This is a genomic window from Winogradskyella pacifica (assembly GCF_003386275.1).
Lineage (GTDB): Bacteria > Bacteroidota > Bacteroidia > Flavobacteriales > Flavobacteriaceae > Winogradskyella > Winogradskyella pacifica.
This window is the reverse complement of sequence record NZ_QREI01000012.1, coordinates 1-13,512: the sequence shown is the minus strand read 5'-3', so window position 1 is coordinate 13,512 and position 13,512 is coordinate 1. Positions and strand designations below refer to the sequence as shown.

Annotated in this window: 17 protein-coding genes; all 17 read right to left on the bottom strand. The window is 30.5% G+C overall.

The window, feature by feature from the left end; all coding sequences use genetic code 11:
• Positions 1 to 107: 107 nt before the first annotated feature.
• The 17 genes from DFQ09_RS18190 to DFQ09_RS18110 all read right to left on the bottom strand — a co-directional run bounded on the left by DFQ09_RS18190 (position 108) and on the right by DFQ09_RS18110 (position 13,399).
• Entirely contained in the window at positions 108 to 764 is a 657-nt protein-coding gene (locus tag DFQ09_RS18190) for a hypothetical protein (protein WP_115812981.1), read from the bottom strand.
• A gap of 133 nt (positions 765 to 897) precedes the next feature.
• Positions 898 to 1,299 (bottom strand): contact-dependent growth inhibition system immunity protein, encoded by a 402-nt coding sequence (locus DFQ09_RS18185; protein WP_115812979.1) that lies wholly within the window; start codon positions 1,297 to 1,299, stop codon positions 898 to 900.
• Position 1,300: 1 nt separating this feature from the next.
• Complete coding sequence (locus DFQ09_RS18180) at positions 1,301 to 1,699, bottom strand: hypothetical protein (protein ID WP_115812977.1); 399 nt, start codon at positions 1,697 to 1,699, stop codon at positions 1,301 to 1,303.
• Between the two features lie 170 nt (positions 1,700 to 1,869).
• A complete protein-coding gene (locus tag DFQ09_RS18175; RefSeq protein ID WP_147298373.1) occupies positions 1,870 to 2,397 on the bottom strand; it encodes a hypothetical protein in 528 nt (175 codons plus the stop codon).
• A gap of 568 nt (positions 2,398 to 2,965) precedes the next feature.
• Positions 2,966 to 3,430 carry a hypothetical protein gene (locus DFQ09_RS18170; protein ID WP_115812973.1) on the bottom strand — a complete coding sequence of 155 codons (465 nt, stop codon included), beginning with the start codon at positions 3,428 to 3,430 and terminating at the stop codon, positions 2,966 to 2,968.
• A gap of 3 nt (positions 3,431 to 3,433) precedes the next feature.
• Positions 3,434 to 3,766 carry a hypothetical protein gene (locus tag DFQ09_RS18165; protein ID WP_115812971.1) on the bottom strand — a complete coding sequence of 111 codons (333 nt, stop codon included), beginning with the start codon at positions 3,764 to 3,766 and terminating at the stop codon, positions 3,434 to 3,436.
• A 167-nt stretch (positions 3,767 to 3,933) separates the two neighbouring features.
• Entirely contained in the window at positions 3,934 to 4,431 is a 498-nt protein-coding gene (locus DFQ09_RS18160; protein ID WP_147298372.1) for a hypothetical protein, read from the bottom strand.
• Between the two features lie 148 nt (positions 4,432 to 4,579).
• Positions 4,580 to 5,083, bottom strand: a complete 504-nt coding sequence (locus DFQ09_RS18155; RefSeq protein WP_147298371.1) for a DUF7660 family protein — start codon at positions 5,081 to 5,083, stop codon at positions 4,580 to 4,582.
• A gap of 1,367 nt (positions 5,084 to 6,450) precedes the next feature.
• Positions 6,451 to 7,440 (bottom strand): hypothetical protein, encoded by a 990-nt coding sequence (locus DFQ09_RS18150; RefSeq protein WP_115812965.1) that lies wholly within the window; start codon positions 7,438 to 7,440, stop codon positions 6,451 to 6,453.
• Positions 7,441 to 7,602: 162 nt separating this feature from the next.
• Positions 7,603 to 8,076: a DUF695 domain-containing protein gene (locus tag DFQ09_RS18145; protein ID WP_115812963.1), complete on the bottom strand. Its 474-nt coding sequence runs from the start codon at positions 8,074 to 8,076 to the stop codon at positions 7,603 to 7,605.
• A gap of 144 nt (positions 8,077 to 8,220) precedes the next feature.
• Positions 8,221 to 9,147, bottom strand: a complete 927-nt coding sequence (locus DFQ09_RS18140) for a hypothetical protein (protein WP_115812961.1) — start codon at positions 9,145 to 9,147, stop codon at positions 8,221 to 8,223.
• 167 nt (positions 9,148 to 9,314) lie between these two features.
• Entirely contained in the window at positions 9,315 to 9,764 is a 450-nt protein-coding gene (locus DFQ09_RS18135; protein WP_115812959.1) for a hypothetical protein, read from the bottom strand.
• Positions 9,765 to 9,928: 164 nt separating this feature from the next.
• Positions 9,929 to 10,504, bottom strand: a complete 576-nt coding sequence (locus DFQ09_RS18130; protein ID WP_115812957.1) for a hypothetical protein — start codon at positions 10,502 to 10,504, stop codon at positions 9,929 to 9,931.
• Positions 10,505 to 10,551: 47 nt separating this feature from the next.
• Complete coding sequence (locus DFQ09_RS18125) at positions 10,552 to 11,061, bottom strand: hypothetical protein (RefSeq protein WP_115812955.1); 510 nt, start codon at positions 11,059 to 11,061, stop codon at positions 10,552 to 10,554.
• A gap of 245 nt (positions 11,062 to 11,306) precedes the next feature.
• The gene (locus DFQ09_RS18120; RefSeq protein ID WP_115812953.1) at positions 11,307 to 11,936 is read right to left on the bottom strand and encodes a hypothetical protein; all 630 of its coding nucleotides are present in this window, start codon (positions 11,934 to 11,936) and stop codon (positions 11,307 to 11,309) included.
• A gap of 145 nt (positions 11,937 to 12,081) precedes the next feature.
• Positions 12,082 to 12,624, bottom strand: a complete 543-nt coding sequence (locus tag DFQ09_RS18115; protein WP_115812951.1) for an HNH endonuclease — start codon at positions 12,622 to 12,624, stop codon at positions 12,082 to 12,084.
• 166 nt (positions 12,625 to 12,790) lie between these two features.
• Entirely contained in the window at positions 12,791 to 13,399 is a 609-nt protein-coding gene (locus tag DFQ09_RS18110; RefSeq protein ID WP_115812949.1) for a peptidylprolyl isomerase, read from the bottom strand.
• Positions 13,400 to 13,512 lie beyond the last annotated feature (113 nt).

Genomic DNA, 13,512 nt, shown 5'->3' with positions numbered 1-13,512 from the left:
TAGCTAAATCGGGATTAATATATGATGGAAATTATAAAAGTACTTTAGTGAAAAATTAATGAGTTTTTACTTGTTTTTTGCCACAGTACTTTGTTGTGGCACGTATTTTATTTTTTTCGGTATGCAATTATTTCCATTGGTCCATCAGGAATTGCATAAAGTTTTAATAATTCAGTCGAAACTTCTTTAATTGGTATTGAGCCAATTCTTTTTCCGTTATAAAACATTGAAACGAAAAAAGTAGATTCAATTTTTTCGATTATTTTTTTTTCGCCTTCTTTTCTTTTAAATAACTCTAAAGTTTCTTTGTCCCAGAGTTCTTTGTTAAAACTAAATTCAGATTCACGTTCATTTTCGACTACTACGAATGTCAGTTTTTCAATATCTTCTTTTTTCAGCGTTGTTATTGTTGGTTCGAGTCGATAAAAGTCACACTCAAAAACAGCGGCTTTGTCATTTGCTTTTCCGTCAATAAACCATTTTAGATGATTTTCATTAACAATTTCGTATTTAGAGGTTTTCTCATTATTATAGTTCAATAAATCTCCATTATCCATTGTCAAAGTTGATACTATTTCTTTAAGTGAGAAATCAGTATAAATGTCAACGTTGTCGTTGTTGATTTCCAGAAGTTGAAAACCAGGATAACCCTTTTTTCCATTTCCAGAATCGATTTGTTTTAGTATCCATTTTCCGTTCAAATCTTGTCCATTTACTGAATTAAAAATCATTGTTAATAATATGAATAATATTCCTGCTCTCATATGTGCCACAACGTGTTTGTATATGGTTTGTTGCGTGTTTCAAGCAACTAATTTAGTAAATAATTACCGACCAAGAAAGTCCGCGAGGACTTTCGAAAGTAAGCAAAAAGCCAGCAATAAATTATATACGGTGTTAGCAACTGGCTTTTATTCTTTCCGAAATTCGGTTATATTCTTTTTCTCCGAGTTCCGATAAAATTTTCTCTTTATTAGACTCAAAGATATTCTTGAAATTCAGAAATTCAGTTGAGTTTTTATTCCAAAATTCAGTTGGCACTTTTGAAACAGAATCTAATAAATCTCCCTCATACAAATCTCCTTCAACAATTATATTCTGTTCAAGTTTTTCTAATGCTATTCCAATTAAAAATTCAATTCCGATTTTTTGTGAAATCAAAAGTCGAATTTGTTCTATTGTTAATTCTGAAACTTTTATTTTTCTGTATTCAAAACACCTTTTAATCAAATTAGTTGGAAATTCAGATTGTTCTTTCCAATAGTCATTTTCTAATTGTTCGATTGATTTTGATTGCATTTTAATCTGTTATTTCTACTAATTCTAATTCTTTAATTACTTGGTTAATGTCAAATTCAAAATCTTTTGGAATATTCACAGTCGCAATACTCCCAAAGTCAACTTGCCAAAATCCGCCTCTTTTTGTTAATTCTTCTCCAAGCATTCGATAATCAGATCCCTTATAGTTTGGTGTTAGTCCAAATCTTCGAGTAATAAATTCCGTTTCCTTTAGAATTTTCACAACCTCGTGTTTTTTTTCAGAGTTGATTTTAGTTTCAAATTCCACACCTAAAGTCAATTGTTTATTAAATAAGTCATTGTCAATCATCCGAAATTTGTTTTCAGATAATTGTTCAACATAAAGAGTAGTCGTAACTTTTTCTTTTCTGTTATAGACTTCAATTTTGACTTCTTTCATTTTTCAGCGTTCTGATTTTTGCTTGTTGCTAACGGTTTTGTGTATGAAAAGTGCGGGTTTGCGTACGAGGATTTTCGGAACGAAAATCGGAAGAAAGCAAACACGCACTTTCCTTTGGGTTAAGCACTAAAATAAGCATTTTTTATACACAGTGTTGCCATACGTTTTTTTTATCCTTTTTTCATTATCTGCATACTGAATGAATATCGTCCAATTGGAAGTCGGTTTAGGAAATCCTGAAACTGTTTGCTTAAGTCAAATTCTGCATTTATAATTGAAATCAGTTTTCTTGCTTTAATTACTTCTGCTGGTGCTTTTATTTTATCTAAATTGTAATAATAATCTGATTCTAATTCCCAATAGGAAGCAGTATTTATTTCTCCATTTTTAATTGCTTTAAAAAAAGTCGTTGTTCCATCTAATCCGCTAATACAGTTTTCAACTTCGTTGCAATCTTTTAGATTTCCAAATCCGTTGTTATTCAGTTCGGAAATTAGTTTTTCCGCCATAGAATTCGGAATCGTGATTTTTTGAATTATGCTATCTTTTCTTATGCCCTTTCTGTTTATAGTCCACACCGAATGAGTTAGTGATCCGCTAAATTCTCCATTTTTGAAATCAATCAATTCTACATTTTGATAATCCTCAATTTGAACAAGATAAATTCGGTCGTGCTTTTTTGAGTCAAATTCGGTCAAACCAAATCGTTTTTCAGATTCTGTTTGAGAGAAGCAGAAATTAATTCCAAATCCTAAAAATATTAATATGTAAATCGTTTTTCTCAAATGGATGGCAACGTTGATGTGTATGGTTAGTTGCGTGGTTGAGCAACTAAGTTAACAAAAACCCACGAACCTGAGAATATTCCGCAGGAATATTCCAGATGCTCAGAAACGAAGCAATTAATTATACACGGTGTTAGCAGCAGTTTTTTATTTTAAGTTTCAGAATTGCACGTTCTGCTAGTCAGTCCGACGTCGTTATGCTGATTAGCGATTACGATCTCACAGGCTTTAATTTGGCAGATGAGAAACAAGTCCGACGTCAACTGAGTTTTAATAAGTTGAGTTTTTTTAATTTATCTGACTTAAAAGTCTAAAAAAAAATCTCCGAAAAATAAACTAGGCGAAAATGCACGAATTGCATTGCTGCTAACGGTCTCGTATAACCGTCAGTTACGGGTTAATATGCGTTAATTTTCGGTTTAGCACTGACTTTAGTAATTCCGAGTGGATTCGGACGTAGTCGAATCCGCCGTAATTGCGGTTATACATTGTTGTAACACGTTTTTTTTATTTGCCCGCCTAAAATTCCACCTGCTATAAAAGTCGGAATAAATCCAAATATTAATATCCAGAAAAAAGGCTTGTAATAATAGTCAATAATTGCATCGTAAATACTATCTCCATTTGCAAGACCTTCTTCAATAAATCCGATTGTTGAACCTCCAAAAACTCCACAAATTAAAATTATCATTAGTCCAAACATTCCAACCAAAATAGAATTCCATTTTCTTTGGCAAATCAGACTTTGCATTTTGTTCCCGATATAATAACCCGAAACAAACAAAGAAGTAATTCCTAGTCCAAAATTTAAGTGAAAATCTAAAATAAAATCAACTAAATCTTTTATCGGATTTTTAGTTCCAGCTAATAGCCATAGAAATATTACAATTGCTATTAGCAGATTAACTCCAATGGTTATATAAGTGTATTTAATAGCTTTATTCATATTCTATCCAAACATTGCCCAAAGCATTGACATTATTGAGTCAAAAGTGCTCTGTTCTTTTTCAGGTTCACAATATTTTTTCGATAAATATTTGAGCGATTTTTTATTCCAGTTGTTATCAAATATTACATTCAGTTCAGATTTGTGATTTTGTATTTCAGATTCTGAAAGTTCGTTTTTTTTGATTTTGTATTCGGTTTGTACTAATTCCGTTATTTTCTCAAATTCTCCATTTTGGAATAATCCTTTTTCCTTTGAAGTTCCAACATTCTCCAACGATGATTTTTTTCCTTCGTAGGTGTCAAAAATTCCTAAATGTTTTTTAGTTAATTTCAATTTTCGTTGGTTTGGTAAATGTGTTACAACGGTTTTGTGTATGGTTAGTTGCGTGGTTAAGCAACTAAATTAGCAAACTTTTACGAACCCGAGAAAATTCCGCAGGAATTTTCGCAAGTAAGCACGTAAAAAGCAATTAATTATACATGGTGTTGTACAACGTTTTTTTATTCATTAATTAACATTTCGGCTTTTCTGATAATTCTAGCATATTTATTCAGTTCGTAAGAGATATTTTTTTTCTCAGTTGGTTCTCCAGTAACTATTAATTCTCTTTGTTTTTTATTCCAGTTAGTTATGTATGAAACAACTCTTAAATTTTCTTCGATGTCAATACTGTAACCTTTTATTTTTGCAATAGAATCAGTAAGAAAGAAATACGTGCTTTCAGATTCAATTATTTTAATTGGCTTATTTGCGACTAAATAGATTTCCGATTTTATTTCTCCATAATCAACATTCATTTCTTGGACTATTTTAAAAATTCGATTTTCCTTATACGAAACCTTTAATTTAGATTCATTAGTCAATTCAAAATTTGATTCGATTAATTCAGTGTCAGAATCGATTGATTTTGATTGATTATCAATTTCAGTCATTTTGTTTTCTTGTCCAAAAGCAAGAATTCCAATTAGGGTCAATATGATTACGAAAGTTTTTTTCAAAATGTTGTACAACGTTGTTGTATATGGTTTGTTGCGTGTTTTAATCACCTAATTTAGCAAATAGAAACCGAATAGAAAATCTGCGTGGATTTTCGTAAGTAGGCTAAGACTAGCAATAAATTATATACGGTGTTGTAGTGCGTTATTTTTATTCATAAACAGTTGCTCCTTTCAGAATTTGTGCAAATATTCTCCAAGTTGGTGTTTCAGCAGATGTCTCAAAATTCATATTTTTATAATATCCATCAATATCTTCTGCATATCGGTTGATGTTTTCTATAAAATCATCAATTCTTTTAATCTCCCATTTTTCTCCATTTTTTTTGTAGTCCATTAGTAATTTCTCAGCAAATTTCGAGAAAGATTTTCTGTCCGAAATATTTAAAGTTCCGTCATCAATATTTTCGTCATTTTTTACTTTGTAGTAGTATGGATATTTAGAAATGTCAAAAGGGTCATTTTCCTCTCCGAATTTATCTTCAATCTCTTTCGGTAAATATTGAGGCAATACTTTGTAATAAATCTCACTAATTACAGAAAAAGCTCCAGCATCTTTATTTCTTAAGTAAATTTCAATATCCTCTATTGTTGGATAATGCATTGGCTGATGAAAAAACCTATTAAATTCCTCAAAAGTTTTATATATCAACATAAAATCTTTCAATTTGATTTCAATAGTCTTTTCAGAATTAATTGAGTCTAACCCAAATTCAATTTGTTCGTTTATGTCTTTGATTTCTTATTCTTCATCGTTTTTTAATGCACTACAACGGTTTCGTATATGATTTGTTGCGTGTTATAAGCGAGTAAGTTAGCAAATAATAACCGAAATAGAAAAGCCGAAGGGCTTTTCGTGAGTAGGCGAGAAGCAGCAATGAATTATATACATTGTTGGCAAACGTTTTTTATTTTCCTGCGTACTGTTTCCACGTAATATTTCCGAACGCTTTGCATTCATACGTTATTTGCATTTTCTACTTAAATATCAAAAAAAATCTCCGAATTATTATTCCGTTTTTTCCGCAAAGAGAAGCAGTATCGATTGATTTGAGCAACCAAATTCTGATTAATTAAATAGCGAACAGTTCAACCGTACGTTTTGACATTCCGCTTATCAGCCAAAAGTTGAGGATTGCTATATTTTCGAATTAATGAGTAAAAGTTGGGTAAGCCAAAATTCGTGCGTAAAGTTCCGTAAGAGTGATAAAATCCAGCGTAATATTTTTTAAGATTCAGATTATACTTCTAGCGTAATATTTGTACTGCAAAAACTAACAGAATTGGGTGAAAGCCCTAAAATTATTGGTGTGACGAAATGTTTGCCAACGGTTTCGTATATGATTTGTTGCGTGTTATAAGCGAGTAAGTTAGCAAATAATATCCGAAATAGAAAAGCCGAAGGGCTTTTCGTGAGTAGGCGAGAAGCAGCAATGAATTATATACATTGTTGGCAAACGTTTTTTATTTTCCTGCGTACTGTTTCCACGTAATATTTCCGAACATTTTGCTATTCATACGTTATTTGCATTTTTTACTTAAATATCAAAAAAAATCTCCGAATTATTATTCCGTTTTTTCCACAAAGAGAATCAGTATCGATTGATTTAAGCAACCAAATTCCGTTTAATTAAATGGCGAACAGTTCAACCGTACGTTTTGACATTCCGCTTATCAGCCAAAAGTTGAGGATTGCGATATTTTCGAATTAATGAGTAAAAGTTGGGCAAGCCAAAATTCGTGCGTAAAGTTCCGTAAGAGTGATAAAATCCAGCGTAATATTTTTTAAGATTCAGATTATACTTCTAGCGTAATATTTGTACTGTAAATACTAACAGAATTGGGTGAAAGCCCTAAAATTATTGGTGTGACGAAATGTTTGCCAACGTTGTTGTGTATGGTTAGTTGCGTGTTTAAGCAACTAATTTAGTAAACAAAAACGAACGCGAGAAAATTCCGAAGGAATTTTCCAGATAAGTACTTGCCAAAGCAATTAATTATACACGGTGTTGTAACACGTTTTTATTTAAATATTTTTTCTTCAAGTTCTCCTTTTTCGTATACTTTATAATATTTTTTTGTCTTTGATGTCATTGGAACATTGTTTTTCTTATCTCCAATAAATTCCAATAATATTTTCGCTCCTCCAAGTTGAACTTCCTTAACTTCTTCTTGTTCGCTATATTTATGTCCGTCTTTTGGTTTGCACTCTAAAATTCGGTTGTGATTTACCTTTTGGTCTAATCCGTAATTTATCATTGCAACAGCATAAAGAAACTGTTGTTTATTTTCGTTAGTTAAAGCGTCGTAGAATTTTCCAAAGGTTGGTATTCCCATTCCAATGTCTCTGTTCATCCAAAATCCTACGATTTGAGCCGCTGATTTAAATTCAGTTCCATTTGGATAAACAGGATTTGAAAAGATATACTGACTTGCATCGAAAATCAGATTTTCATAGTCTTTGTATTCTGGATTTTCATCTTCTTTCATTTTTGCTAAAGACACAGAAAAAAGTTCGTTAGATGAAGAAGGAAATGTGAATGAAGTCCAAAGTCTTGATTTTACGATTTTGTCATTAAACTTACCATGTCTAAATTCAATGGAATTAATCGCTTCTTTTATGATTTCGTTTGTCGTTTCGGACTTTGGATATGAACTAACAGTCACATCATTAATTTTCGAGTCCTCTGTAATTGTTAGGTAAACATAAACATTACCTTTAAATTCAATTTCTGAACTTAGGTTAGGATAAATGAAGTTTCTTAAATTTTGCTCAGAACAAGCGATTTGTTCCTTTTCTGAAAGTCCAGAATCACAGTCATTTTCAAATGGTAATTCGGTTAAAACAGCATAATGATATATTTCCTCTTTATTTTGTTTAAAGGGCTTTACTTTATATCCTCTTTCAGCCGATTTGTCTGCATCCAAAAAATGTCCTTTCGGTATTTGTCCAATTCCTAAAAATGGAATTAGTAGTAAAAATGTCAGAATGTTTAATTTGTATTTCTTCATTTTGTTGATTTGGTCAAATGTGTTACAACGTGTTTGTATATGGTTTGTTGCGTGGTTTAGCACGTAATTTAGCAAATAAAAACCGAATAGAAAATCCGCGAGGATTTTCGTAAGTAGGCTAGAACTAGCAATAAATTATATACGGTGTTGGCGTTAGTTTTTTTATTTAAACGATTTATAAGTATTCCAATTTTGGTCAGTTTTGTTATAAGTCGTTAGCTCATATTTCGGATATTTATTTTTTAATTTTTCCAACCTCACATTAAATTCCGCTAAATCTTTTGTGTAAATCACAAATTCTCTAAATCCAGAAGTCGTAATAGTAATTGGAACAATTGAATTCAAGTCGGATTCTAAAAAGTCGAATATATCGTCTTCGAGATTATCCAATTCAGGTTCTTTTTCAATGTCAGGTAATCCATCAGCATTTGGCGATAACATTTTGAAAGCAATTCCGCAATTCGTTGAATAATTTTTATTTCCAGCTATTTTGTCGCACGCAACGTTTTTCCGCACAAACATTGGTTTTCCATTATTTTCTCCAGTCAAAACACTCCAACTTTCGGGAATTTCAGTTATTAATTCCGATGAATTTGATTCATTTTTTTTCCTAAATAGATTGTCAAAAAATCCCATAATTTTAATTTCTGTTCGGTTTTCTCAAATTAACGCCAACGTATTTGTGTATGATTAGTTGCGTTGTTTCAGCAGTGAATTTACTAAATAAAGTACGAACGGCGAAATTCCGGAGGAATTTCCCAAGTGAGCCAAAACTAGCAATTAATTATACACGTTGTTAGCCACAGTTTTTCTTTCGGAATATAATTTCCAAATAAAATAAGATAGTCCTAAAAACCTAACTAAATAATTTAATTCAGTAGTCCAATTGAATTGTGATAAGAATTTATAATTTGAAAATTCTAATTCAGTTTTATCAACAAGGTATTCAGAAACTAAAAAGCTATTTCCTGAAACTAAAAACACTAATAAAATTCCAATTAAAAAGAGTATGTAAATGTTCTTTTTAGTAGGAATTTTATTCTTTATTATTCTGTTGTAAATTGATATTAAGATTAATATAGACAAGAAGCCAAATAGAACATTAATGCCTAATATTATAAATTCGTTTTCTATTTTCAATAGTGTGTATATCCAGGTAAGTATTGAAGTCAGAATTATATATACCTTTTCAAATACTAAATAGCATAATACACTTGAAATTCCAACTTTCAAAATTCCAGATTCCTTTTCTAAGTTTTGTTTTTCTAATGAGCCTAACTTTATCAGATAGAATATTAGTAATGCAATTGAAACAAATAAGAAGAAAGCAATTGACCAAGATAATTGATTAAAATATGCTTCTTTAAATGAGCCAAGTTCTGAGATTGACATAAATTGATTTCTATAAATATCAATTCCTTCTCTAATAAAAGTCAGAACTATTAATCCTATAAATAAGGAAAATATGATTTTGAAATTCGGAAGAGTTGATTTTAGTATGCTTTTATTAATGGAAATTATCAAAATAATAATTGGTAAAATGCCAGTAATAATTCCGCTTAAAGTCAAAAGCATTATTTCATTTTCAATCTGGAATTTTAAATTAAGTAATAGTAATAATTTTATTAAAATATAATGACTTACTCTTAAAATCAAATAGCATAAAATACTAAATGTTCCAATTTTTAGTATGTCATTTTGTTTCATTTGCGTTCTGATTTTAAATTGTGGCTAACGGTTTCGTATAAGAATAGTTGCGGGTTTACGTGCGAGGATTTTCCGCAGGAAAATCAGACGTAGTAAACTTGCAACGACCTTTGGTTAAGCCCAAAACTGAGCAATTATTTTTATACATTGTTGTAAACAGTTTTTATTTACCAGAATTTCCACCAAGGTTTCGATTCCGTTTTTTTATTTATTGATTCTAATATTCCGTTTTCATTCGGAAACATAATATTTCCGTCTCCACTTGCATCATAAAATCCAACTTTGTGCTTTTTTGCCATTTCCAACATTTTGGGATATGCTTTTTCAGCTAATGACCACCTAAATGCAGAATAAATCACGTCTTTTCCAACACTATAATCCGTTATTTCGTCATCGTCAATTCGGTCGTCAAGGTCAGCAGGTGAGTGAGGTCCATTCATTGCAGGAAATTCAATTATCATGTCCATAAACCAATTCCGTAATTCAGTCGAAGTCACTTTTGGGTCATCGTAGGAATGGTCTTCTGTCCATTCAGTTTGCTGGTCATACCATTCCAAAAATTCAGGTTCCGATTTTGGTGCAGTTTTGGGGTTAAAAACCATTAAATCATAACTCATAGTTTCTCGGTTTCTTAAATTGTTTACAACGTTGTTGTATATGGTTTGTTGCGTGTTTCAAGCAACTAATTCAGTAAATAATTACCGACCAAGAAAGTCCGCGAGGACTTTCGCAAGTAGGCAAGAAGCCAGCAATAAATTATATACGGTGTTGTAATGCGTTTTTATTTATAGTATTCTATTTGTCTTATCCATTTATATAATTTCTTTCCATCTACTTTTTTGACTATCTCATTCCAATTTCCTTTATCATCATATTTATAGTTAAATTCAATCTTATAAGTTCTTAATTCTTTGGAAGTCCAATCTTCTTCTGTGTATTCTAGAAATCTTATTTTATCATCTTTATAGTCATATTTTTCAATTCTTCTAGTATTCGATTCCTTTTCGGTAAAGTAGTATTTTTTCGTTAATCTATTTTCTTTATCATATTCGTAATTAGTATAGTAAGGTCTATCACCTGAGAAACCACTTATTTCTTGTATTAAATTATCGTTCTTGTATTTGAAAATTGTGTGTTCACCTAACTTTGTTCCCTTATGGTCACCATCTGAATTTAATCCATATGTTTTTCTCTCAATTAATTTATTCGATTCGTCATATTTATTGACTAAATCTTTATAAATATTACCTATTGTGTCTTGTACTCCCCAAGACCAACTTCTTTCTCCAATTTTTCTATAGCTATTTGGATTTTTATAAATTCGGTAAAGTAATTTTCCACTATCATTATAGTTCAAAATATACTCATCTATAGTTCCGTATTCGTCAATCCTTTTTTGCCTAATTAATTTTCCATTTTCGTCATATCTCTATAACGATAATTATAAAAATCTAAATCCGAATTTTGGCTTATAATGGTTTCGTGTTTATCTCTTTCATAGTAATGAGTATCAATGTAAACCAAATCGTATAAGGAATCAATTTTTCTAACACGTCTATCTTGCTTATCGTACTCATATCTGTAGTAGTTTTCAAGCGAGTCTTTTTTATCGTACCAAATATCTTCAATCAAAAGACCATTTTCATTGTAATGTCTTTCATAATTTATGTAGTAGCAAAAGTTGGTTGAATACCAAATATTCTTAAATCGAGAAATTGTTGATTCAGGTCCCATAAATCCAGAGTGTCCATAGTCACCATCAATTTCAAATAGTCTTGGGTTTTCTCTTTGAGTTAGAAATATTACCTTTTCTCTAATAGATTTAACCTTCCCATAAATCGTATCTTTTTGTTGACCAAAGGAAAAAGAAAACCACATTAATGAAAAAGCTAAAATTAGGTTGGTTTTATTCATTGTTTTTTTATAAATCTATTCGGTTTTATTTCAATTCAAAAGTCTAAATGAGTGTAGCTATTAATTCAAGAAGTAATTCAGTTAGTTGATTTAGGCAAATGCATTACAACGGTTTTGTGTATGGTTAGTTGCGTGGTTAGGCAACTAAGTTAACAAACATTTACTAACCCGTGAAAATTCCGCAGGAATTTTCGCAAGTAGGGAAGGACCTAGCAATTAATTATACACGGTGTTGGCAATAGTATTTAATCTTTTATTATTATCATTCCATCTTCGCCTTGTAAAAAGTCGTAAAGAGGTTTTTTATTCAAAATATTACTCCTTAAAATAGTGTCAATACCTATCGGAAAAAAGTCAACAACGTTGTTCAAGTTCGGATTATTTGAAATGTCAAGATAATTGATGTTATTTCCAAAAAATTTCACGTAAACAAGATTGTTATTATTCAGAATGATTTTATTCGAACCGTTATATACATAAAATGTATCAAGTTCATTTTTTGATAAATCTATTTTTTCTAAAGCATCTATTGAATTAGATAATTTAAAATTTGATATTTCATTATTGCTAGCAATCAATGTCCTTAAATTTTTGGGTAATTTAGTTTGAGGAATTGATTCTATTTTATTGTCCGAAACATTTAGAGAATGAATTTCGTAACTGCTTAAGTCAGGAAATTCAGTTAAGTTTTTGGAACTTAAATTTAGTTCAAATGGATTGTTTTTTAGTAATTCGGCAAAATTCAAATTATCGGATTCTGCTAAATTCAATTCAAGCGATTTTTCTATATTTCCATCCGTTTTCGCTTCGTCTTGGACTTTATTATTGCAAGATAAAAGTGAAATAAGTATGAAGAATGTAAGTAGTTTAGTCATATTATTGCCAACGTTGTTGTATATGGTTTGTTGCGTGTTTAAGCACCTAATTTAGTAAATAAAAACCGAATAGAAAATCCGCGAGGATTTTCGTAAGTAGGCTAGAACTAGCAATAAATTATATACGGTGTTGTAGTGCGTTTTTTTATTCGGTTACTTGACTCCAATTTTCTCCTTTCTTTATTCTATGAATTTGCGTGTCCGAAACTCCGAAACGTTTAGCAATCATATTAATTCTGTTCTTTTCGTTTTTTAATTGACGCTTAATGATTTTAACTTTTCCCTCATTTAGTTTTCCGATTTTCCTACCTCTTTTTTTTACAATTTTTTCCCAATTCGGATTATTGAATTGATGCAGTTCCTTTTCTCTTTTGGTTGCCCAATTTAAGTTTTCTACTCGATTGTCGGTTTTATCGTAATTCAGGTGGATTACATAAATTCCATCATTCTGTTCGAGGAAATGTTCAGCCACAAGTTTGTGAACGTATCTGCTGGTAGATTTTCCGCTTTTTTGTTTTAGCGGAATATTTTGATATCCGTTGATATATGATTTTTTGACTTCAAATTCGGTTTCGCCTTTACAGTTTAAAATTCGACCGTAATTTGAAATTTTGAACTTTTCATTTTCGGAAATTCCATCGTCAAATTCCACATTTTTCCATTCTTCATTCCAATAGTTTCTTGTCATAATTTCAGTTTTTTCTCAAATACACTACAACGGTTATGTGTATGATTAGTGGCGTGTTTAAGCACCTAATTTAGCAAATAAAAACCGAATAGAAAATCCGCGAGGATTTTCGTAAGTAGGCAAGAACCAGCCATTAATTATACACGGTGTTGTGCTTTCGTTTTTTTTACGATTTTGTAATTGTTATATACTCATAAATTTTTGCGTCTCTCTCAGTGTGATTTTTTAAAATTATAAAATACCAATTTCTAGTTTGGTCAGAAACTTGAAATATTTCACCTTTTTTATGTTCTCTAATAGCATTTTCAAAGCTTTTAATCATTCGACCTTCAGGAAACCATCCTAAATCACCGTCCTTACTTCCAGGATCCATTGAGTATTTATTTGCAACTTCACTAAAAGTTTTTCCTTTTTTCAATTCTTTATTAGCGTTCTTTTGAATTTTCTTAATTTCCTTTTCGCTAAGGTTTTTTCCATTAATAAATATATATTTCACTTTAAATTCTTTTATGTCTTTTCGGGATAATAGTTTAATTGCATCAACGCTGTCTGCCATTATTTCTTTGTCCTTGAGCAAGAAAACTTTTTTATTAATGTTTTTATCTCCAGTAGATAAAGTGTGTTTTTTGATAGTTAGATTTGGATATAGAAATTTCAGACTATCTATTTTACTTTGACTTTCAATATTTTTTATAATGTCTGTTAAGTGAATATCAGTCTGAGCTTTTGCATTATAAAAACAGAATATTGTAATAAATATGAAGATTCTTTTCATTAATTGGGTTTTTGTTAAATGTCTTGCCCTAAAATATGGCTACAGGTTAAAATTGATTTTATGCGGTTAATTTATAGACCATATTTGGTGTTTTGAAGTCTAAAGATAAATGT

Excerpts from the sequence above, each read along its gene's own strand:
- DFQ09_RS18120 (WP_115812953.1), bottom strand. The coding sequence starts at position 11,936 with ATGACTAAACTACTTACATTCTTCATACTTATTTCACTTTTATCTTGC.
- DFQ09_RS18145 (WP_115812963.1), bottom strand. The coding sequence starts at position 8,076 with ATGGGATTTTTTGACAATCTATTTAGGAAAAAAAATGAATCAAATTCA.
- DFQ09_RS18180 (WP_115812977.1), bottom strand. The coding sequence starts at position 1,699 with ATGAAAGAAGTCAAAATTGAAGTCTATAACAGAAAAGAAAAAGTTACG.
- DFQ09_RS18155 (WP_147298371.1), bottom strand. The coding sequence starts at position 5,083 with ATGTTGATATATAAAACTTTTGAGGAATTTAATAGGTTTTTTCATCAG.
- DFQ09_RS18115 (WP_115812951.1), bottom strand. The coding sequence starts at position 12,624 with ATGACAAGAAACTATTGGAATGAAGAATGGAAAAATGTGGAATTTGAC.
- DFQ09_RS18170 (WP_115812973.1), bottom strand. The coding sequence starts at position 3,430 with ATGAATAAAGCTATTAAATACACTTATATAACCATTGGAGTTAATCTG.
- DFQ09_RS18150 (WP_115812965.1), bottom strand. The coding sequence starts at position 7,440 with ATGAAGAAATACAAATTAAACATTCTGACATTTTTACTACTAATTCCA.
- DFQ09_RS18125 (WP_115812955.1), bottom strand. The coding sequence starts at position 11,061 with ATGAATAAAACCAACCTAATTTTAGCTTTTTCATTAATGTGGTTTTCT.
- DFQ09_RS18185 (WP_115812979.1), bottom strand. The coding sequence starts at position 1,299 with ATGCAATCAAAATCAATCGAACAATTAGAAAATGACTATTGGAAAGAA.
- DFQ09_RS18140 (WP_115812961.1), bottom strand. The coding sequence starts at position 9,147 with ATGAAACAAAATGACATACTAAAAATTGGAACATTTAGTATTTTATGC.
- DFQ09_RS18190 (WP_115812981.1), bottom strand. The coding sequence starts at position 764 with ATGAGAGCAGGAATATTATTCATATTATTAACAATGATTTTTAATTCA.
- DFQ09_RS18110 (WP_115812949.1), bottom strand. The coding sequence starts at position 13,399 with ATGAAAAGAATCTTCATATTTATTACAATATTCTGTTTTTATAATGCA.
- DFQ09_RS18135 (WP_115812959.1), bottom strand. The coding sequence starts at position 9,764 with ATGAGTTATGATTTAATGGTTTTTAACCCCAAAACTGCACCAAAATCG.